The 20,459-nt window shown below is 68.0% G+C and carries 19 protein-coding genes; 12 read left to right on the top strand and 7 right to left on the bottom strand.

What is annotated here, in order from left to right:
• Positions 1-140: 140 nt before the first annotated feature.
• Entirely contained in the window at positions 141-1,445 is a 1,305-nt protein-coding gene (locus PPZ50_RS07690) for a bifunctional folylpolyglutamate synthase/dihydrofolate synthase (RefSeq protein ID WP_066686688.1), read from the top strand.
• A 190-nt stretch (positions 1,446-1,635) separates the two neighbouring features.
• Here the strand turns inward: PPZ50_RS07690 and PPZ50_RS07685 are convergent, their stop codons facing one another.
• Together PPZ50_RS07685 and PPZ50_RS07680 are read right to left on the bottom strand one after the other, a co-directional pair.
• A complete protein-coding gene (locus PPZ50_RS07685) occupies positions 1,636-3,267 on the bottom strand; it encodes an AmpG family muropeptide MFS transporter (RefSeq protein ID WP_066686687.1) in 1,632 nt (543 codons plus the stop codon).
• A gap of 450 nt (positions 3,268-3,717) precedes the next feature.
• Positions 3,718-4,152, bottom strand: coding sequence for a response regulator (locus PPZ50_RS07680; RefSeq protein WP_066686686.1), 435 nt, complete (start codon positions 4,150-4,152; stop codon positions 3,718-3,720).
• A gap of 185 nt (positions 4,153-4,337) precedes the next feature.
• On the opposite strand from PPZ50_RS07680, the gene PPZ50_RS07675 reads away from it, so the two are divergent.
• From PPZ50_RS07675 to PPZ50_RS07665, 3 genes are all read left to right on the top strand, one after another.
• Entirely contained in the window at positions 4,338-5,744 is a 1,407-nt protein-coding gene (locus PPZ50_RS07675) for a pseudouridine synthase (RefSeq protein WP_232307812.1), read from the top strand.
• On the top strand, positions 5,744-6,283 hold the full coding sequence (gene rsmD, locus PPZ50_RS07670; protein WP_066686684.1) for a 16S rRNA (guanine(966)-N(2))-methyltransferase RsmD: 540 nt from the start codon (positions 5,744-5,746) through the stop codon (positions 6,281-6,283). The genes PPZ50_RS07675 and rsmD overlap by 1 nt, the downstream gene beginning before the upstream one ends.
• Positions 6,284-6,364: 81 nt before the next feature.
• A complete protein-coding gene (locus PPZ50_RS07665) occupies positions 6,365-7,546 on the top strand; it encodes a GGDEF domain-containing protein (RefSeq protein WP_066686683.1) in 1,182 nt (393 codons plus the stop codon).
• Between the two features lie 3 nt (positions 7,547-7,549).
• Here the strand turns inward: PPZ50_RS07665 and PPZ50_RS07660 are convergent, their stop codons facing one another.
• Complete coding sequence (locus PPZ50_RS07660) at positions 7,550-8,797, bottom strand: MFS transporter (RefSeq protein ID WP_066686682.1); 1,248 nt, start codon at positions 8,795-8,797, stop codon at positions 7,550-7,552.
• 196 nt (positions 8,798-8,993) lie between these two features.
• Positions 8,994-9,296: a UrcA family protein gene (locus tag PPZ50_RS07655; protein ID WP_066686680.1), complete on the bottom strand. Its 303-nt coding sequence runs from the start codon at positions 9,294-9,296 to the stop codon at positions 8,994-8,996.
• Between the two features lie 186 nt (positions 9,297-9,482).
• On the opposite strand from PPZ50_RS07655, the gene PPZ50_RS07650 reads away from it, so the two are divergent.
• The 6 genes from PPZ50_RS07650 to PPZ50_RS07625 all read left to right on the top strand — a co-directional run bounded on the left by PPZ50_RS07650 (position 9,483) and on the right by PPZ50_RS07625 (position 16,856).
• Complete coding sequence (locus PPZ50_RS07650; protein WP_066686678.1) at positions 9,483-11,771, top strand: ATP-dependent helicase; 2,289 nt, start codon at positions 9,483-9,485, stop codon at positions 11,769-11,771.
• 100 nt (positions 11,772-11,871) lie between these two features.
• Positions 11,872-12,054, top strand: a complete 183-nt coding sequence (locus PPZ50_RS07645; RefSeq protein WP_126012629.1) for a hypothetical protein — start codon at positions 11,872-11,874, stop codon at positions 12,052-12,054.
• Between the two features lie 79 nt (positions 12,055-12,133).
• The gene (locus PPZ50_RS07640; protein ID WP_066686672.1) at positions 12,134-12,958 is read left to right on the top strand and encodes an alpha/beta fold hydrolase; all 825 of its coding nucleotides are present in this window, start codon (positions 12,134-12,136) and stop codon (positions 12,956-12,958) included.
• Positions 12,959-13,149: 191 nt separating this feature from the next.
• Positions 13,150-14,478 (top strand): MFS transporter, encoded by a 1,329-nt coding sequence (locus tag PPZ50_RS07635; protein WP_066686669.1) that lies wholly within the window; start codon positions 13,150-13,152, stop codon positions 14,476-14,478.
• Positions 14,475-15,395, top strand: coding sequence for a cysteine synthase A (gene cysK / locus PPZ50_RS07630; RefSeq protein WP_066686666.1), 921 nt, complete (start codon positions 14,475-14,477; stop codon positions 15,393-15,395). The genes PPZ50_RS07635 and cysK overlap by 4 nt, the downstream gene beginning before the upstream one ends.
• A 147-nt stretch (positions 15,396-15,542) precedes the next feature.
• The gene (locus PPZ50_RS07625; RefSeq protein ID WP_232307811.1) at positions 15,543-16,856 is read left to right on the top strand and encodes a cell wall hydrolase; all 1,314 of its coding nucleotides are present in this window, start codon (positions 15,543-15,545) and stop codon (positions 16,854-16,856) included.
• Here PPZ50_RS07625 and PPZ50_RS07620 read toward each other — a convergent pair.
• Together PPZ50_RS07620 and PPZ50_RS07615 are read right to left on the bottom strand one after the other, a co-directional pair.
• On the bottom strand, positions 16,839-18,272 hold the full coding sequence (locus PPZ50_RS07620; RefSeq protein WP_066686664.1) for a PH domain-containing protein: 1,434 nt from the start codon (positions 18,270-18,272) through the stop codon (positions 16,839-16,841). The genes PPZ50_RS07625 and PPZ50_RS07620 overlap by 18 nt on opposite strands.
• Complete coding sequence (locus tag PPZ50_RS07615; protein ID WP_066686662.1) at positions 18,266-18,742, bottom strand: PH domain-containing protein; 477 nt, start codon at positions 18,740-18,742, stop codon at positions 18,266-18,268. The genes PPZ50_RS07620 and PPZ50_RS07615 overlap by 7 nt, the downstream gene beginning before the upstream one ends.
• Before the next feature lie 116 nt (positions 18,743-18,858).
• Between PPZ50_RS07615 and purS the strand changes: the two genes are divergently transcribed.
• Together purS and purQ are read left to right on the top strand one after the other, a co-directional pair.
• A complete protein-coding gene (gene purS / locus PPZ50_RS07610; RefSeq protein WP_066686659.1) occupies positions 18,859-19,089 on the top strand; it encodes a phosphoribosylformylglycinamidine synthase subunit PurS in 231 nt (76 codons plus the stop codon).
• Positions 19,086-19,754, top strand: coding sequence for a phosphoribosylformylglycinamidine synthase subunit PurQ (gene purQ, locus PPZ50_RS07605; protein ID WP_066686656.1), 669 nt, complete (start codon positions 19,086-19,088; stop codon positions 19,752-19,754). The genes purS and purQ overlap by 4 nt, the downstream gene beginning before the upstream one ends.
• 3 nt (positions 19,755-19,757) lie before the next feature.
• On the opposite strand, the gene PPZ50_RS07600 is transcribed toward purQ, so the two are convergent.
• Positions 19,758-20,459, bottom strand: coding sequence for an endonuclease NucS domain-containing protein (locus PPZ50_RS07600; protein ID WP_066686653.1), 702 nt, complete (start codon positions 20,457-20,459; stop codon positions 19,758-19,760).

Genomic DNA, 20,459 nt, shown 5'->3' with positions numbered 1-20,459 from the left:
CCCGCTCCGCGGGGAGGGGGACCGCCGCATAGCGGTGGTGGAGGGGGATCGCGGCGAAACGCAACCGTTGTGGAGATGGCCAGCCCCCTCCACCATGCTTCGCATGGTCCCCCTCCCCGCGTAGCGGGGAGGATTTTGAGATGCCCGATTTCGCGATATCTGCCGACCCCGCCGTACAAGCGCAGTTCGACCGGCTGGTCACCCTGTCGCCGGGGGCCGACATTCTCGGCCTCGACCGGATCACTCGGCTGCTGGGCCGGCTGGGCGACCCGCATATGCGGCTGCCGCCGGTGTTCCATGTCGCCGGCACCAATGGCAAGGGATCGACCTGCGCCTATCTGCGCGCGGCGCTGGAGGCGGCGGGGCTCAGGGTCCATGTCTATGCCAGCCCGCATCTGGTGCGGTTCAACGAACGCATCCGGCTGGCAGGCACGCTGATCGACGATACGGCATTGGCCGACCTCTTGCGCGAAGTGCTGGACGTGGCCGAGGGGATCGGAGCCAGCTTTTTCGAGATCACCACCGCCGCCGCGTTCGTTGCGTTCGCGCGGACGCCGGCCGACGCGTGCGTGATCGAGGTGGGCTTAGGCGGACGGCTGGACGCGACCAACGTCCTCCCTGCCCCGGCCGCCTGCGGAATCGCCGCATTGGGGATCGATCATGAGGCGTTCCTCGGGTCGTCGCTGGTCGGGATCGCCGGCGAGAAAGCCGGGATCGCCAAGCCGGGCGTGCCGATCGTGACGCTTGCCTATCCACCCGAGATCGCGGCGCGGGTGGCTGAGACGGTTGCGGTGGCCGGGGGCGTGCTGGTCGCGCGGGGCGATGGATGGGACGTCGAGGGCGGGCGGTATCGCGATGCGGCCGGTGGCCTCGATCTGCCCGAACCGGCGCTGGCAGGGCGGCACCAGCGTGACAATCTGGCGCTGGCAACGGCGATGCTGCGGCATCAGTCGGCGGTGCACGTGCCCGATGCGGCGATCGTTGCCGGTGGGCGCGCGGCGCACTGGCCGGCGCGGATGCAGCGGCTGCGGCCGGGCGGGCCGCTGACCGGGCGGGTCGATCCGCGCCATGGCGTGTGGCTGGACGGCGCACATAACGAGTCTGCGGCGATCGAGGTCGCGCGGGTCTGGCCGGGGATCGCGCGGGGCGAACGCTCGGCGCTGGTGCTGGGGATGCTCACCAACAAGGATGCCGGTGCGGTGCTGCGGCATCTGGCCGAGGTGGTCGACCATGTCGTCGCGGTGCCGGTGCCGGGCCATGCGCATCACGCGCCGGCCGATCTGGCAAAGGTTGCGCGGGGACTGGGGCTGACCGCCGATGTCGCGACCGATCCGGCGGCGGCACTGGACCTGCTGGCGCGATCGGAGCCGGAGGCAGTGCTGATCGCTGGGTCGCTGTATCTGGCGGGTACGGTGCTGGCGGCGAATGACGAGGTGCCGGTTTAGTTTTTGTTCACGCGAAGGCGCGGAGGCACGAAGAAGATTAGTTTTCGCGCGGAGGCGCGAAGGCGCAGAGAGGTTTCGAAGCTGGCGGGTGTTATCGAGTCGGCGAAGCCTGCTCTTACCTGCGCTCCAAGATCGAGAGCCGCTGTCGCGGTAGGTACAACTTCTCTGCGCCTCCGCGCCTCCGCGTGAATCAACCCTTACGAAGCTCCCGCTTCCACCGCACCCATTCGAGCAGCACGAACACCACCGCGACCAGACCCAGTGCGGCGGTGAAGCGGAACACCGGGGCATAGCCCATCTGCTCGACCGCTTCGCCCAGCCCCGCGCGGCCGAGCGAGCCGACCAGCAGCGTCAGCGACGACAGCAGCGCATATTGGACCGCGCTATGTTCCTTGCTGGCGATCGAGGAGAGATAGGCGACGAATGCCGCCCCGGCCAAACCGCCCGCGATATTCTCGCCCGAAATCGCCACCATCAGCCGAACCATCCGCGCATCGGCGCCCAGCCCATGCAGGCCGAGCGTCCCCGCCACCGCATCGATCACCGGCGCACCTGCGGCCAGATCGGCATAGAGCAGGTTGCTGGCCGCCGCGACGATCGCGCCGATCAACAGCGTCGGCATCCGCCCGAGCATCGCGAACGAGATACCGCCCAGCGACACGCCGAGGATGGTCATGCCCACGCCGAAGATCTTGGAGGCGAAGGCGACCTCGTCGTTCGTGTATTTCAGCTCCTCCAGATAGAAGGGATAGGCGAACGGCCCCCAGATCGAATCGCACAGCCGGTAGCTGAGGATCAGGCCGAGCACGATCACCACGCCGAAGCCCAGCCGCCCGACCAGCTCGGCCATTGGCAGGATCAGCGCGCGATAGCCATGTTCGACGAAGCCGCTGGCAGGCGCCGCGCCCTCTTGCTCCCAGCCGAAATATTGGGCGTTGAGCGCGCGGCGGTTGAGCCACGCGGCGACCAGCGCGGGTATCATGACGGTCGCGATGACGATCCAGAAGCCGGTCAGCCGGGTGAAGTCGCCGACGCTGGGCGGAGTCTGGCCGGCGGGCGTCGCGAGCACCCGCGCCATGAACGCACCGATGGTGACGATCGCCCAGCCCCAGCACAGGCCGACGATGATCAGGCCGGTACGCTTGTCGCGCGCGCTGGGGCCGGTGACGGCTACGGCCTCCTGTTGCACCGCCGGCCGCGGCGTATCGGGGGCGAGCAAGGTGACGAGCAGCAGCACGAGCATCAGGACGCCCATCGCGGCATAGACCGTCTGCCAACCGATCCGCGCCGCCAGCACCAGCGCGAGCGCGCCACCGATCAGCGTCGCGAGCCGGTAGCCGAGCTGATAGATGGACGACAGGATGCCCAGGGTCGCGCGTTCGTCGGCGACGTCGATGCGCCATGCGTCGATTACCACGTCCTGCGTCGCCGCGGCGAAGGCACCGATGACGGCGATGAGCGCGAACCAGCCGATCGCGCGCGCCGGGTCGCTGATCGCGAGCAACAGGAAGGTCGCGGCCAGCACCCCCTGGCACAGCAGCAGCCACGACCGCCGCCGCCCGAAGCGCTCCAGCAGCGGCAGGCGCAACCGGTCGACCAGCGGCGACCACAGGAACTTGAACGCGTAAAGCAGACCGATCCACGACAACAGGCCGATGGTCGCAAGGTTGATCTTCGCCTCGCCCAGCCAGGCGTTCAGCGTGCCGAGCAGCAGGGTGAAGGGCAGCCCGGCGGCAAGGCCGAAGGCGAACATCGCCCCGGTCTTGGGGTTGTTCAGCCCCATGCGGATCAGCGCCAGCCCCTTGGGCGCGGCTTCGGTCATTCAAATCCTCCCGGAAGGGGCGCGACCGTAGAAGGGGTTGGGGGTGGCGGCAAGGTGGGCCAGCCGCCTTCGCATGCCTTATCCCTTTGGTTCGGGCGGCTTCGAGTCTTTCGAGAACGGAGCGTTGTAAGAAGATTCGGTTTCACGCGGAGGCGCGGAGACGCGGAGAAGAAGGAAAAGTGGTTCGCGCAGAGGCGCAGAGAACGCAGAGAGACTGCGATTCACGCCGGCGCCGTTCTTACGGCGAAGCCGTCCCAATCGGCAGAAAGAGGGGGGCGCCATGGCGGCATGCGCATCATCTCCGCGCCTCTGCGCCTCTGCGCGAAAACTATCTTCTTCGCGTCTCCGCGCCTTCGCGTGAAACGAACTTCCTAAACCGCGGGCAGCGTTCTCGACGGACGCTTCTCGACAGGCTCGAAGCTGCTCGAACCAAGCGGATCCTAGATACGGTTATGCTGCCGTCTGGAACAGGTTGAACCCACTCGGCAACCGCCTGGGCAGCTTGGCGCCGGCCACCACCGCGTCGATCGCGTCGATTGCGCTGATCAGGTCCTTTTGCGGATAGGGCTTGCTGAGACAGCCCGCCGCGAAATCCTGGGCGCCCTGCGGGCAGCTGCCGGTCACCAGCAGCACCGGCACGCCGCGTCCATGCGCCACGCGCGCGACGTCCAGCCCGCTGCCGTCCGACAGGTTGATGTCGACCAACACGAGGTCGAGCCCGTCATCCCCCTCGATCGCGGCACAGGCACCGGCCACGGTGTCGACGGTCGCGCGGATGTCGAAGCCCGACGCCCCCAGGAAATGTTCGGTGTCGAACGCGACCAGGGGTTCGTCCTCGACGACCAGGATCCGGTTGATGTGCCGCTTCTTGCGCCCGAACAACATATCCCCTCTCGCTTTCCACCGGGATGCAACCAGCTTATACGAAGCCACAAACTCGCGAAGGCGACGAAGGAACCGCTTCGGCTGAAACTTTCGTCGCGTCGCCGCAAACGGATACCCAGATCATCGTTACGTCCCCTGAATCCCCGACCGAATCCCCCCGCGACGGCCAACGTATCGCCAAGCTGATGGCGCGCGCCGGTGTCGCGTCGCGCCGCGATGTCGAGCGCATGATCACCGCCGGCCGGGTGGCGCTGAACGGCGTCGTCGTCGACACGCCCGCCACCATCCTGCCCAATCTGAAGGGCGTGACCGTCGATGGCGCGCCCGTCGCCGCGCCCGAACCGACGCGGCTGTTCCGCTTCCACAAGCCCGCCGGCACGCTGACCGCCGAGCGTGACGGCGCGGGTCGCGCGACGATCTACGACCGGTTGCCGGCGGGCCTCCCCCGGCTGATCCCGGTCGGGCGGCTCGACCTCAATACCGAGGGGTTGTTGCTGATGACCACCGACGGTGAATTGAAGCGCCGTCTGGAACTGCCCGCGACCGGGGTCGAGCGGACCTATCGCGCGCGCGCGTACGGCGAGGTCAGCCAGCAGCAGCTCGAAGAGCTGATGATGGGGATCGAGATCGAGGGCGTGCGCTACGGCCCGATCAACGCCAATCTCGAACGGCGCACCGGGACGAACACCTGGATCGAGATGACGCTGACCGAAGGCAAGAACCGCGAGGTTCGCCGCGTGCTCGAACATCTGGGGCTGAAGGTCTCGCGCCTGATCCGCACTCGCTATGGCCCCTTCTATCTGGAAGACCTGCCCGAAGGCGAGGTCGACGAGATCCGCCAGCACGAGCTGGTCGCGTTCCGCAAGACGCTGGCCAACAAGCCGACCAGCAAGCCCGCGCCGGAGGGTGCCGATCCTGCCGCGCTGAAGGCATGGAAGCGGGCGACGCCGCTGCCGCGTCCCGAACCGGTCGAGCGACCGCGTTTCGACGAACGCCGCCCGCGCGTGGAGCGCGACGGGCAGCGTTCGGGGTTCAGCGGGCGCCGGCCGGACCGCGACGGCGGCGAACGGCGCATCTTCGGCGATGGCGCGCAGGCGGGCGGCGAGCGCCCCCGCTTCGGCACGCGGCTGCAGGGCGATGCCCGGCGGAGCGGCCCGCGCACCCATGTGACCGAACGGCCGGTCGAGCGACGCGAGGGCTTCGATCCCCTCACCCAGGCCGGACAGACGCCGGCCGAGCGGCGGCAGCCGGGGCTTGGCGACCGGCGCGCCTATGGCGACCGGCCGACCGAGAATGCGCGGGCACGGCGGGCGGCGGCGCATGCCGAACGGCCCGGCTATGACGGCGTGGCCCGCGTGCCGCGCAAGCCGCGCGAGCAGGCGCACACCGACGAGGCGCGGACGGCGCGTGGCCCGGTCGACAAGCGGATGACGCAGGCGGAAGCGGCGGAAGCCGACCGGGCGAGCTTCGTCGACCGGCCCAAGCGCAAGCCCAGCGGCTGGGCCAAGGCCGGCCCCTCCCCCCGCATCGCCAAGGGCAAGCCCAAGGGCGGTCGCCCCGGCGGCGGCAAGCCCGGTGGAGGAAAGCGCTGATGCGGGTGATTTCAGGACAATGGCGCGGTCGCCCGGTCGTCGCTCCCAAGGGCGATGCAACCCGCCCGACCGCCGACCGTACCCGCGAGGCATTGTTTTCGATGCTGGCCAGCCGGGTCGGCAGCTTCGACGAGCTGGCGGTGGCGGACCTGTTCGCCGGATCGGGCGCGCTGGGGATCGAGGCGCTGTCGCGCGGTGCCGCGACCTGCCTGTTCGTCGAACAGGACAAGGCCGCGCTGGACGCGCTGCGCGCCAATCTGGCGAAGCTGGACGTGGCGGGTGCAGACGTGCGGGCAACGTCGGTGCTGGCGCTCGGTCCGGCGCCGCGCCCGCTCGACATCGTGATGATGGACCCGCCCTATGGCAGCGGCGCCGGCGCCGTGGCGGCGGACAAGCTGGCGCGGCTGGGCTGGATCGGTCCGGCGACGTGGGTCAGCATCGAAACCGCCAAGAGCGAGGCGCTGGACCTGCCCCAATTCACCGTCGATGCGGAACGCACCTATGGGAAGGCGCGCATAACGCTCTTGCGACTGATTTGATCCCGAAATATTCCCGCCGTTAACATTTCGACCGAAAAATGCTGATAGGGCTTTCGGATCGTTGCAGCGGCGGGATGGGGAATGGACAGCGCGGTATATGCCCTGATCGTCAACGCCTGCATCGCCGGGCTGTTCGCGACCGCGTTCGCGATCGTCCGGATATCCTATCCCGAACAGCGTTACGTCACCTGGTTCGTGCTGGCCTATCTGATCGGCGGGCTGACGCCGCTGAGCGAACTGGGCGTGCGGCTGACCGATTCGACCACGCTGTTCATGATCGGCAGCTATGGGTCGTTTCTGGTCAGCATTGTGCTGTTGCAGGGCGGACTGGCCGCGCTGGCGGGACGCGCGGTCCCGCGCGGGCCGCTGATCGCGCTGCTGGTCTTCGGCGTGGTCGTCCGGGCGCTGATCTGGAACGGACCGCGCAACGAATTGTGGTATGAAATCGCCTATCAGGCGCCGTTCGCGCTGGGCGCGTCGCTATCGACGGTCATTGCGGTCGATGCGGTGCGGCGCAGGCGCGGCGCGCTGTGGCTGGCGCTGGCGATCGCATCCGCGCTGACGACCGCGCATTTCGTCGTCAAACCCTTTTTCGCGGCGACGTTCGGATCGGGAACGACGGCAAAGGCTTATGCGAGCAGCAGCTATGCGTTGTTCTCTCAGGCGACCGGCGGCGTGCTGATCGTCACAGCGGGACTGTTGACGCTGTTGCTGGTGGTGAAGGCAGCGATGGGATTGTCGGTGGCCGCGTCGGAAACCGATCCGCTGACCGGCATCGCCAACCGACGGGGGTTCGAACGGCGCGCGACGCGGCTGCTGGCCCGGTCCTGGCAGCAGGACGAGCCGCTGGCAGCGATCCTGTTCGACCTCGACCATTTCAAGCGAGTCAATGATGGCTATGGCCATGCCACCGGCGACCTCGTGCTGCGCGCGTTCGCCACGATGCTGACCGAACGGTTGCCGGCATCGGCGGTGATCGCGCGGCTGGGCGGGGAGGAATTCGTCGCCGTGCTCGACCGCACGACGCTGCGCGGAGCGTGGCTGGCGGCGCAGTCGGTCCGCGCGTCGCTGCCCGCCATCGCCACGCATCTGCCGCCGATCACGGTCAGCGCCGGGCTGGCGGTGCTGGAACCGGGCGATACGCTCGACAGCCTGATCGACCGGGCGGATCGGCGATCCTATGAAGCCAAGCGCGCCGGGCGCAACCGGATCTGCCCGGTGCCCGACCCGGTGGTCGACGCGCAGAGCCTGCGGACTGGGTAAAGGTTATCGCTCGCGGGGGACCAGCAGCAGGCCGACGATGCTGGCGATCCCCGCCGCGCCCAGCACCGCGCCGACCGCGGACAAGCCGTGCGACACCGACAGTGCCTGGGCGATGCTGGGGGTCAGTCCGCCGCCGATCACCCCGCCGACATTGAACCCCATCGATGCGCCGGTATAGCGCACCCGCGCCGGGAACAGCGCGGGCAACCATGCGCCGAGCGGTCCGTAGACGAAGCCCATCATCAGCAGCGCGAACGACAGCCACGCGCCGATCACGAACAGCGATCCGCCGCCGACCATCGGCGCCAGCAGCACGCCAGCCAGCACCACGCCGACACAGCCGCCGGCAAGGACCCTGGCCGGGGTCGAGCGATCCGACAGCCATCCGGCAAGCGCGATGCCGATGGCCATGAACAGGATCGCGATCAGCTGGGTCTGGAGGAACGCGCTGCGGCTGTAGCCCAAGGCGGTCGTGCCGTAGCCGAGCACGAAGGTCGTCGCGATATAATAGAGCGCGAAACAGGCGACGACCCCGAACGTCCCGGCCAGCGTCGCGCGCAGATGCGCGCCGGCCAGTTCGGCGATCGGCACCGCGGCGGGCGCCTCCCGCTCCAGCGCCTTCGCGAAGGCCGGCGTTTCGTGGAGCTTCACCCGCACCCACAGGCCGAGGCCGACCAGCGCCGCGCTGAACAGGAACGGCAGGCGCCAGCCCCAGGCGGCGAAGTCGGCGTCGGACAGTGCAAGGCCGAGCAGCAGGAACAGCCCGTTGGCGGCTATGAACCCGACCGGCGCGCCCAGCTGCGGCACCATGCCGAACCGTCCGCGCCAGCCCGGCGGGGCGTTCTCGACCGCGAGCAATGCCGCCCCGCCCCATTCGCCGCCCAGCCCCAGCCCCTGCGCAAACCGCAACGTGCACAGCAGCAGCGGCGCGATCCAGCCGACCATGGCATAGGTCGGCAGGAACGCGATCAGCAGCGTCGACCCGCCCATCAGCATCAGCGATGCGACGAGGGTCGACTTGCGCCCCAGCCGGTCGCCGAAATGGCCGAACACCACCGCGCCGAGCGGTCGTGCGATGAAGGCGAGGCCGATCGACAGGTAGCTCGCCATCAGCTGCGCCGACGCGCTTTCCGACGGAAAGAACAGCGGTCCGAAGACCAGCGTCGCGGCGGTCGCGTAGATATAGAAGTCGTAGAATTCGACCGAGGTGCCGATCAGGCTGGCGATCAGGATGCGACGATCGACGCGCATGGGGTGCGGTTGGGTCATGCGCCCGCCTAGCAATTTGACGCTCCAAGGCAAGAAGCGTTCACACAGGCGCGTTGTCACGTAATTATAGGACCCTGTCCCATGCAGCTCGTGACCCCGGACTTGATCCGGGGTCCCGCTTCTCACTCCGGTTGCCAAAGAAGCGGGACCCCGGGTCAAGCCCGGGGTGACGACGGTGTTACTTCGCGCTGGCGAGCTTCACCGGCGTCAGCTGCGCGACCCGGACCTGCGCGTCGCGGTGCATTTCGCGGCGGCAACGGCCTTCATCGGCGACACCGCGCAGGCCGAAGGCGCGCGACCGGCACGCCCCGATCGCGGCACGATCGATACGCGCGTCGAGGATGCGGCGGCCTTCGGCGGTGCCGAGGTCGAGGCCGGCGATCGACACACGGGCGGTGACCGGCTCGCGCTGTTCGGCATGGGCGGCGGACGACAGGCAGGCGGCAACGGCCGCCGCGAGGACGATGAGACGGTTGGTCATGATAGCTCCTGCGAATGCGGTGCCCGTCGCGGCAGCGGTCGTCCGGGATGACGCCGCCGTCCACCGGCAGCCGCGCGATAGTCACCCAATGTTGCAACGCAGCGAAGCGATGATGGCAGGTTGATGACGGTTCTGAAACGATTTCCTTGCTTGTCGCTTTACGGTTCGTTCCCTACCTGTTCGACGATGTCCTCGCTTGCTCCCCCCGCCCCGACCCCGGCCGACGCCCCCTATCTGCGCGGCCTGAACGAACCGCAGCGCGATGCGGTACTGACCACCGACGGGCCGGTGCTGGTGCTGGCCGGCGCGGGCACGGGCAAGACCGCGGCGCTGACCGCCCGGCTGGCGCATCTGCTCTACACCCGGAAGGCCTATCCGTCCGAAATCCTGTCGGTGACCTTCACCAACAAGGCCGCGCGCGAAATGCGTGAGCGCGTCGCCCGGCTGGTCGGCGACATGGTGGAGGGGATGCCGTGGCTCGGCACCTTCCACGCGATCGGCGCGAAGATGCTCCGGCGCCATGCCGAACTGGTCGGGTTGCAGTCGAACTTCACCATCCTCGACACCGACGACCAGTTGCGGCTGCTGAAACAGTTGATCGTCGCCGCCAATCTCGACGAGAAGCGCTGGCCGGCGCGCAGCCTCGCCGGCCTGATCGACGGTTGGAAGAACAAGGGGATGACCCCCGCCGATGTCGATGCCGGGGAGAGTGAACGCTTCGCCAATGGCCGCGGTGGCGAGCTGTACCAGGAATATCAGGACCGGTTGAAGGCGGTGAACGCCTGCGACTTCGGCGATCTGCTGCTGCACGTGCTGACGATCCTGCGCACCAACCGCGAGGTGTTGCAGCAATATCAGCAGCGCTTTCGCTACATCATGGTCGACGAATATCAGGACACCAACAGCGTCCAGTATCTCTGGCTGCGATTGCTGGCGCAGGAGCGGCGCAATTTGTGCTGCGTCGGCGACGACGACCAGTCGATCTATTCGTGGCGCGGCGCGCAGGTCGAGAATATCCTTCGGTTCGAACGCGACTTTCCCGGTGCCAAGATCGTCCGGCTGGAACAGAATTACCGATCGACCCCGCATATCCTGGGCGCGGCATCGGGCGTGATCGCGCATAATGGCGGGCGGCTGGGCAAGACGCTGTGGACCGAGACCGATGTTGGCGAAAAGGTCCGCGTCATCGGTGTATGGGACGGGCCGGAAGAAGCGCGCCGCGTCGGCGAGATGATCGAGCGCGGCCAGCGTGATGGCAGGAATCTCGACCAGTTCGCGATCCTCGTCCGCGCGCAGCACCAGACGCGCGAGTTCGAAGAACGCTTTATCGGCATCGGCATGCCCTACCGGATCGTCGGCGGCTTCCGCTTCTACGAACGCGCCGAAATCCGCGATGCGCTGGCCTATCTGCGGGTCGTCAACCAGCCGGCGGACGATTTGGCGTTCGAACGGATCGTCAACGTGCCCAAGCGCGGACTGGGCGACAAGGCGGTGCAGACCATCCACCGCTTCGCGCGGGCGACCGGCAGTTCGCTGATGACCGCCGCCGCGCGCATCCTCGACACCGACGAACTGACCGGCGCGGCGCGCAAGTCGCTGGGGCGGCTGGTCGGCGATTTCGCGCGCTGGCGCGACATGGCGCAGGGCCTGCCGCATGCCGAACTGGCGCGGCAGTTGCTCGACGAAAGCGGCTATACCGCCATGTACCAGGCGGAAAAGACCGCCGAGGCTGCCGGGCGGCTGGAGAACCTGACCGAGCTCGTCCGCGCGATGGAGGAATATGAATCGCTCGGCGCGTTCTTGGAACACGTGTCGCTGGTCATGGACAACGAGGCATCGGCGGAGGAGCCGAAGGTCACGATCATGACGATCCACGCCGCCAAGGGGCTGGAGTTCGACACGGTGTTCTGCGTCGGGTGGGAAGAAGGGTTGTTCCCGTCGCAACGCTCGCTCGACGAGGGCGGCACCGCGTCGTTGGAGGAAGAACGCCGCCTCGCCTATGTCGCGATCACCCGCGCGCGGCGGCTGGCCGTGATCTTTCACGCTGCCAATCGCCGCATCTATGGACAGTGGAATTCGTCCCTGCCGTCGCGCTTCGTCGGCGAACTGCCTCCCGAGCATATCGAAACCGAGACGACGATGTCGGGCGGCGAGAGCCTGTGGCGGGCGAATTGGAGCGAGCGCGCCGACCCCTTCGCCGATGTCGCGCGTGGGACCGGGCGGGGGCCGGGGTGGCAGCGCGCGGCGTCGCAAGGCTCCACCTTCACCACCACCCCGTCGCGGGTGGTCGAGGCGCGGGCGAGTGCGATCAGCCTGGGCAACAAGGGCCGCAGCGACCTGTCGACCGGGCAACGCGTGTTCCATCAGAAATTCGGCTATGGCACGATCGAAACGATCGAAGGGAACAAGCTGGAAGTGTTGTTCGAGACGGCGGGACAGAAGCGCGTACTCGACAGCTTCGTGACACCGGGCTGAGGATTATCGTTACTGAACAGATGCTTAATCTGGATCAGCGACGCCTTTGGCATAACAGCGTAGACTATGGTCCGCCAGGTACACTGTACAGGAGGCCATGATGCCCACCGACAATATTACCTATTATCGCCGCCGGCTGGACGAGGCACGGCACCGCGCCAGCGAGGCGAGCCTGCCGGAAGTGCGGCGGGTCCATGCGGAGATGGCGGAACGCTACTCGGCGATTCTGCGCGATGCCGAACGGGGCATCGTCCGCCCGGTGCTGGGCATCGTTCCGCGCTGACCGTACGGTTGTCGTTCGGAGGCAACCGCGTCGCGGCTCGCTCGTTCACCGACGAGCAATTCGCAACGAGGACCGCGCCATGCCCTATGTAAAGACCCGTGACGGCACCAGCCTGTTCGTGAAGGACTGGGGACAGGGCCGCCCGGTCGTGCTGATCCATGGCTGGCCGCTGAGCGCCGACAGCTGGGACCCGCAGGCGATGGCGCTGGCCGATGCCGGATACCGCGTGATCGCCTATGACCGGCGCGGCTTCGGCCGGTCGGACCAGCCCTGGTCGGGCTATGACTATGACACGCTGTCGGACGATCTGGCCGATGTGCTGAAGGAAACCGGCGTCACCGACGACATCGCGCTGATCGGCTTCTCGATGGGTGGCGGCGAGGTTGCGCGCTATATGTCGCGCCATGGCGGCAAGGGCGTGACCCGGGCCGGCTTCATCGGATCGGTCGTGCCCTACATGCTCCAGACCGACGACAATCCCGACGGCGTGCCGCAGGACCAGCTTCAGGAGATCGCCGACAATATCAAGGCGGATCGCCCGAAATTCTTCCGCAGCTTCTTCGACCAGTTCTACGGCGTCGGCTTCATCACTAGCCCGGTGAGCGAGGAAGTGCTCGACCTGTCGTGGAACACCGCGATGCTGGCGGGCCTCAAGCCGACTCTAGCCTGTGCGGAATCGTTCGGGACGACCGATTTCCGCCCCGACCTGCCTTCGATCACCGTGCCCACGCTGGTGATCCACGGCACGTCGGATCAGACGGTGCCGATCGACGCGACAGGCCGCGCGTTGGCCAAGGCGCTGCCGAACGCCACGCTGATCGAATATGACGGCGCGCCGCATGGGCTGTTCGCCACCGAAAGCGACCGGCTGACCGAAGATCTGCTCAGCTTCCTGGGGAAATAAGCCGCCTCCCGCCCGTCGTCATTCCCGCGAAGGCGGGAATCCATAAGCGCTGACGGTCATGATGATCCTCAAGGTTGGCGCATATGGACCCCCGCCTTCGCGGGGGTGACGAACCAGGATGAAGCCACTACCCAACACCCCCAAGCCGATCTGCATTGCCCCGCCCCGCCAGCGGACCTACACCCCGCCCCATGCGTACCACCCCCCACCCGTTATCGATCGGCCCGTTCCGCGCCTATTTCCTCGCGCGCCTGTCCAATACGTTGGCGCAGATCGCGATGGTCGTGGTCATCGGGTGGCAGGTGTACGACATCGCCCGCGAGACGATGACGATCAAGGAATCGGCGTTTCAGCTGGGCCTCATCGGCGTCGCGCAGTTCCTGCCGCTGCTGGTGCTGTCGCTGGTCGCCGGTTGGGTCGCCGACCGGGTCGATCGCCGCTGGATCGCGCGCGGATCGGTCGCGCTGGAGGGGGGCTGTGCGCTGCTGCTCGCCTGGCTGACCTATACCGGCGGGATCAGCCTGCCGTGGCTGTTCTTCGTCGCCGCGCTGCTGGGCGTCGCGCGTGCCTTTGCCGGGCCGGCGTTGCAGGCGCTCGCCCCCAACCTCGTCCCTGCCGCCGTACTGCCGACCGCCATCGCGATGAGTTCGATCGCGTGGCAGGGCGGATCGGTGCTGGGGCCGGCGATGGGCGGCTATCTCTACGCCTTCGCCCATTACCTGCCCTATGCGGTGTCGGCCGGGCTGTTCCTGTTCGGGCTGGTCATGCTGTTCCTGATCCCGCCGATCCCGCGTGCGGCGATCACCGGCAATATGAACCCGTGGCGGCAAATGCTCGACGGCCTCGCCTATGTCCGGCGCAACCGGCTGGTCTTTGGGGCGATCTCGCTCGATCTGTTCGCGGTGCTGCTGGGCGGGGCGACGGCGATGCTGCCGATCTATGCCCGCGACATCCTGCAGATCGGTGCGGACGGTCTCGGCCATCTGCGCGCCGCCCCGGCGCTGGGCGCGGTGGTCGTCGCGGCGGTGTTCGCGGTCAAGCCGCTGTCGAAGGATGTCGGCGCCAAGATGCTGCTGTCGGTGATGGGCTTCGGTGCGGCGACCGCGCTGTTCGGCCTGTCCGCGCCGTTGCTGATCCCGGTGTTCGGACCGGCGGCGATCGGCAGCGACTTCGCGCCCGCCGCGCTGCTCGCCCTCGTATCGCTGTTCGTCGTCGGCGCGACCGACATGGTATCGGTCTATGTCCGCCAGTCGCTGATCCAGCTACACACGCCCGATGCTATGCGCGGGCGGGTCGGCGCGGTGTCGACCCTGTTCGTGTCGGGGTCGAACGAGCTGGGCGAGGCGCGCTCCGGCTTTCTTGCCGCACTGGTCGGCCCGGTCGTCGCGGTCGCGGGCGGCGGGGTGCTGGCGATCGGCGTTACGATGCTATGGTCGCGCCTGTTCCCCGAACTGCGCGCCGCGCGGAGCTTTACGCCGCCCGAAGATTTGGAAGTCATCCCAAAGGAGACACAGCCATGAAGGCCGATACCATCCTGCAAACCATCGGGAATACGCCGCACGTCCGCGTCCGCCGGCTGTTCGGCGATGCCGAGGTGTGGATCAAGTCCGAACGTTCCAACCCCGGCGGGTCGATCAAGGACCGTATCGCGCTGGCCATGATCGAGGCGGCGGAAGCCTCCGGCGAATTGAAGCCCGGTGGCACGATCATCGAACCGACCAGTGGCAATACCGGCGTCGGCTTGGCGATGGTCGCGGCGGTCAAGGGATACAAGCTGATACTGGTCATGCCGGAAAGCATGAGCATCGAGCGTCGCCGCCTGATGCTGGCCTATGGTGCGACCTTCGACCTGACGCCCCGTGAAAAGGGGATGAAGGGCGCGATCGAGCGCGCGCATGAACTTGCCGCCGAAACGCAGGACGCGTGGATTCCGCAGCAGTTCGAAAATCCGGCGAACATCGACGTCCATGTTCGCACGACCGCGCAGGAAATCCTGAACGACTTCGCCGATGCGCCGATCGACGTCATCATCACCGGCGTCGGCACCGGCGGCCACATCACCGGCGTCGCCGAAACGCTTAAGGAAAAATGGCCGAACCTGAAGGTCTTCGCGGTCGAACCCGAACTCTCGCCGGTCATTTCGGGCGGGCAGCCGGGGCCGCACCCGATCCAGGGCATCGGCGCGGGCTTCGTGCCGGCCAACCTCCACACCCGTGCGATCGACGGCGTCATCAAGGTCGATGCAGGCGTGGCGAAGGACATGGCGCGGCGGTCGGCGCGCGAGGAAGGGATGCTGGTCGGCATCTCGTCCGGCGCCACGCTGGCGGCGATCCTGCAGAAGCTGCCAGACCTGCCCGACGGCGTGCGCGTGCTGGGCTTCAATTACGACACCGGCGAGCGCTATCTGTCGGTGCCGGACTTCCTGCCCGAACAGTAAGCGGCTAGGCGCGCTTCCAAACTCCGTTCGCTTCGAGCGGAGGATCGAGCTTGTCGAGATCCGCAGTCGAGAAGGCGCCGCTGGCGCGAAGTTCTCGACGGACGTTTCTCGACAGGCTCGAAACTGCTCGAACCGAACGGGTAATTTGTGGCGCATTCAGTAACCGACGCAACGCCGACCCGAAGCGGCATCCGCACCGGATCGACCGCACTCGACGGCGTGCTCGTCGCGCTGTCGCTCGCCGCTGCGGTGATCCCCGCCGTCATCGTCGAGCGCGTGCCGCCGATCCGCGTCGAACCCCGCATCGCGGCCGGCCAGCGTGGCGCTGCCGCCCCTGCCACAGGTCCCGCCATTCCCCCGCCCCCGGTCGAACCGGCCGAGTTCCGCAACCTGCCGCCTGACGGGGCGCGCGCGTTCAACGCCACCGTGCCGTTCTTCGACGGCCCCAACCCGGCGGCGCGTCCGTTCCGCTTCGCCGGCGATGCCGAGAACCGCGCCCGCGCCACCGACTGCCTTGCCGCCGCCGTCCTGTACGAAGCGGGCGACGATACCAAGGGGCAGCGTGCCGTCGCGCAGGTCGTGCTGAACCGCGTCCGCCACCCCGCCTTTCCGGCGAGCGTGTGCGGCGTCGTCTTCCAGGGATCGGAACGCCGTACCGGGTGTCAGTTCACCTTCACCTGCGACGGCGCGCTCGCCCGCGCCTACCCCGAAGCTTTCTGGGAACGCGCGCGCAAGGTCGCGGCGGCGGCGCTGTCGGGCAGCGTCTATGCGCCGGTCGGCTATGCCACCCATTATCACACCGACTGGGTCGTCCCCTATTGGCAGTCGAGCCTGCCGAAGATCGCGGCGGTCGACACGCATCTGTTCTTCCGCTGGGCCGGGTGGTGGGGCACCCCCGGCGCGTTCCGACAGGCGGCGCGGGGCGAGGAACCGCGCATCGGGCAACTCACCCCCTATTCGGATGTCCACAAGCTGCCCGAAGTGCTGGCGGTCGAACAGGAGGCCGGATTGCTGGCGGCACGCTTTGCCGGCGGATCGCTGCCACGCCCCAGCAGCGACGATCCCGACACGTTCCTCGTCGCGCTTGACGGCGCCGGATCGCCGGAGGGCTGGCCGGCGCTGGCCGCCGCCGCGTGCGGCGACCGGGTGCGCTGCAAGTTCCTCGGCTGGCGCGACCGGGCGGCGGTGCCGGCGCAGGTCGCCGCCGCCAACGAACCCGCAGCGGTCGAGGCGATGTCGTTCGGCTATTTCCGCGACCGGACCCAGTCGATCGAGCGCCGCCTGTGGAATTGCCAGCAGGTATCGCGCCCGGCGGCGGAGTGCATGCGCCGGGCGGTCGCGCCCCCGCCCCCGCCGCCGCCCGCTACACCAGTGCGAGCCGATCCGGCCGGACCCGCGCCGCTGGCCGGCGTCCGGCGGCGGACCGAACCGACGGCCGTTCCTTCACCCGTTCCGCAATAGCGCCCGCGCCAGCGAATAGGCGTCCTCGACCGCCAGATCGGAAATGTCCGGCCGCCCGATCCCCTTCGCCCCGGCAGTGTCGACCCGCACCGTCGCGATGCCGAGCAGCCGTTGCAGCGGCGAGCGGGTGACCGATACGCTTTGGATGTTCGACAGCGGCACGATCCATGCCCGCTGGGACAGCACGCCGCGCATGACCTGCAACGTGGTGCCGACGATCGCATAGCGATGCCGCCGCCGCGCCAGCAGCGCGCTGACCACCGGGATTGCCACCAACGGCAGCGCAAGGCCCGCGAGCGGCAGGAACCAGCAGGCGATGGCCACCCCGACCAGCGGCACCCCGCCGCGCAGCAACGCCGCCCGCACGACATGGCCGAAGGCGACCGGTCGCAACGGCAGCGGATCGAACGGCGGATAGCCTGCTGCCGCCAGTACCCGCGTCACCTCCTCGTCGCGCGCGAACGGCGCGACCTGTTGCCGCCCACCGGCATCGTCGCTGCCGCCCAGCGTCTGCAACCGCAGGCTCGACCAGCCCAGCCGCCCGCTGACCATGCCGCGCTCGATCAGCGCCAGCTGGATGCGGCGCAGGCTGACCACCACCTCGGTCCGGGTGGTCAGGCCGCGCACGCGGCGCAGCCGGTCGCCCTCGCGCTCCAGTCGAAAGCCATGTTCGATGAAGAAGGTCCGCGCCACGCCGCTGATCGCACCGATGACCAGCGCGGCGACGGCGGCGAGCAGCGCGAACAGCGGCGTCGCCAGCGCCATCGCCTCGCGCCGGGCCATCCCCGCCCAGTCGCGCCAGATATCCCGGTCGAACCCGATCAGATCGCCGACCTGGTTGATCGCGGCGAACAGCACGCCGACCCAGACCAGCGAGAAGCCGAACAGGCCCATGGTCAGCACGCGGCGACCGTCCATCGCGAACACCGTATCGCGCACCGGCGCCTGCTCGACCGCTTCGGCGACCGGCGCATCCCGCCCGCGCAACACCGCTCGCAACCGCGCGGCTTCGGCCAGCGACACGCTGTCGAGCGACGCCTCGTCCGCCTCGCCGCCGCCGGTTTCGATTCTCACCCGCGCCAGCCCGAACAGGCGGGCCAGCAGTTTCTGGTCGATCGACACGTCCTGGATGCGTCCGAACGGGATCGACCGGCGGTTGCGGTGCAGGATGCCGTCGGCGATCACCAGTTCGCCGTCCGCAATGCGATAGGTGAATGACCGCCAGCGCAACCATGTGACCAGTCCCGCCCCGACCAGTACCAGCGCCGCGACCCCGGCCATCACCAGCCACCCGCCGCGCGACGCCGCTGCCGATAGCGCGACCAGCCCCGCGATATTCTGCGGCGCCTTGATAACGATCCGCAGCGCGATGGTCCCGGGATGCAGCCGCCGCGCCGCATCGCGCGCGCTCACCATGGCGATGCGCCGATCGCGGCGCGGATGCGGTCGCGTACCCCCTCCGCCGCCGCGCGCGACAGGCCGGGCACCGCGACCCGGCTGTTGTCGGTGCCGGCCGTGTGCAGCACCACCGTCGCGACACCGCAGGCACGTTCGATCGGCCCCTGCGACAGGTCGATATGCTGCACCCGCCCGATCGGCACGACGGTATGCACCCGCATCAGCCAGCCATGCGCCACCTGCAGCTCCCGATCGTCGAGCGCGAAGCCCCAATGCGCGAACTTGCGCGCCGGCGCGACGAAGGTCAGCCACGCGCCCAGCACGAGCGCGGGGACGACGGCCAAGCCGTTCTGCACTCCCTGATCGGCGAGGATCAACTCGCCGACCCCGCCGACCGCTAGCAGGACCAACGCCTTGATCGCCCCCCGCCACCGCAGGACGTTCAGGAACCGGCGGTCGAGGGTGCCAAGCACAGGGGTATCATCCATGGCGGGTGTGATAGGGGCGCAATACGGCCCGCTCAAGCGAATCCCGCCTATGCTCTTGTGCACGCGGCGCGGCGGGGCCATAGCGCGCGGCAATATTGTGCAGTCGAGGGCTATCCATGAAACTCCGCATCGTCGTGACGCTCAAGAACGGCGTACTCGATCCGCAGGGCAAGGCGATCGAACACGCGCTGGCCTCGCTCGGCTTTGCGGGTGTCGGCGAAGCCCGTGTCGGCAAGCTGATCGAGCTGGAGGTCGCGGACGACACCGACGACGCGACGATCGACGCGATGTGCCGCAAGCTGCTGGCCAACACGGTCATCGAAAACTACCGGGTCGAACGGGCATGAAGACCGCCGTCATCGTCTTTCCGGGGTCGAATTGCGACCGCGACATCGCCGTCGCGCTGGAATCGGTCACCGGCACCGCGCCGACGATGGTGTGGCACCGCGACACCGACCTGCCGAGTGATATCGGTCTGGTCGCGGTGCCCGGCGGCTTTTCCTATGGCGACTATCTGCGCTCCGGCGCGATCGCGGCCCGGTCACCGGTCATGCGCGCGGTCGTCGATGCGGCGGGCAAGGGGTTGCCCGTGCTCGGCATCTGCAACGGTTTCCAGATCCTGACCGAAGCCGGCCTGCTGCCCGGCGCGCTGATGCGCAATCGCGGGCTGTCGTTCGTGTGCCGCGACGTCGCGCTGACGGTCGGCGACACCCGCTCGGCCTTCACCAGCGGCTATCGCGCAGGCGACACGATCCGCGTGCCCGTGGCGCATCATGACGGTAACTACACCGCCGACGACGCCACGCTCGACCGGATCGAGGGCGAGGGACAGGTCGCGTTCCGCTATGCCGAACCGGTCAACGGATCGGCCCGCGACATTGCGGGCCTCGTCAACGACGCCGGCAACGTGCTGGGCATGATGCCGCACCCCGAACGCCGCATCGAAGCCGCCCATGGCGGCCGCGACGGCCGCGCGCTGTTCGAAGGGCTGCTGGCCAAGGTCGGCGCATAAGCCCTACCCGATAGCGGCAAAGTTCAGGGAATATGCATAGGTCCGCAATTCGACGTTACCGGCCCGTCGAGTTGCGGCCCGAATACGATCGGAAAAAGAACCAGCGACCAGCATAGCCCGGACCGGCTGGCCCTGCTCTTGCTCAATGTCATAAGCATAGGCGAGAAGTTGTTCGAGCGCACCAGCGGGGCATTTGCCGGGCTTCAGCTCGATCACGACCGTCCGTCCATGCGCATCACGGGCCAATATATCGATACGGCCCGTTGCAACGCTGACTTCGACGCCGTTGTCGATAGCAATCAGGCCCGCCTCCAAGGCTGACAGTTGCTGTCGAACCTGAGTTTGCATCTCGCGCTCGCGCAGGAAATTCGCGTCCGCGACAATCACATCGGCAAGGTCGGTAACGACGTCCGTTACGGGTGGTGCCATGTCGTCCTCGACACCGTCCGACGCTTTTTCCAGCCGATAGAGCGAGTATCGTTTGAGGACCGATCGGGCGTGCGAGCGATAGGTCGCAAACGGCTCCTTGTCGGTGTCCTTCGCCCATTGCGCCACCGCCTCCAGTCCCTGCGACAGCAATGCCTCATCCAAGCCGCCAATAGCCTGGTCGATCCTGTTCAGAAAAGATCGATAGGTGTCGCACGCATTCTTCGACGCACCGACAGTGTTGGCGAAATAGTCGTTGAAGCCGGCCTTGTCGTACAC

The organism is Sphingomonas hankookensis (assembly GCF_028551275.1).
Classification (GTDB): domain Bacteria; phylum Pseudomonadota; class Alphaproteobacteria; order Sphingomonadales; family Sphingomonadaceae; genus Sphingomonas; species Sphingomonas hankookensis_A.
The sequence above is the reverse complement of the archived record's forward strand: the minus strand, read 5'-3'. Positions and strand labels throughout refer to the sequence as shown.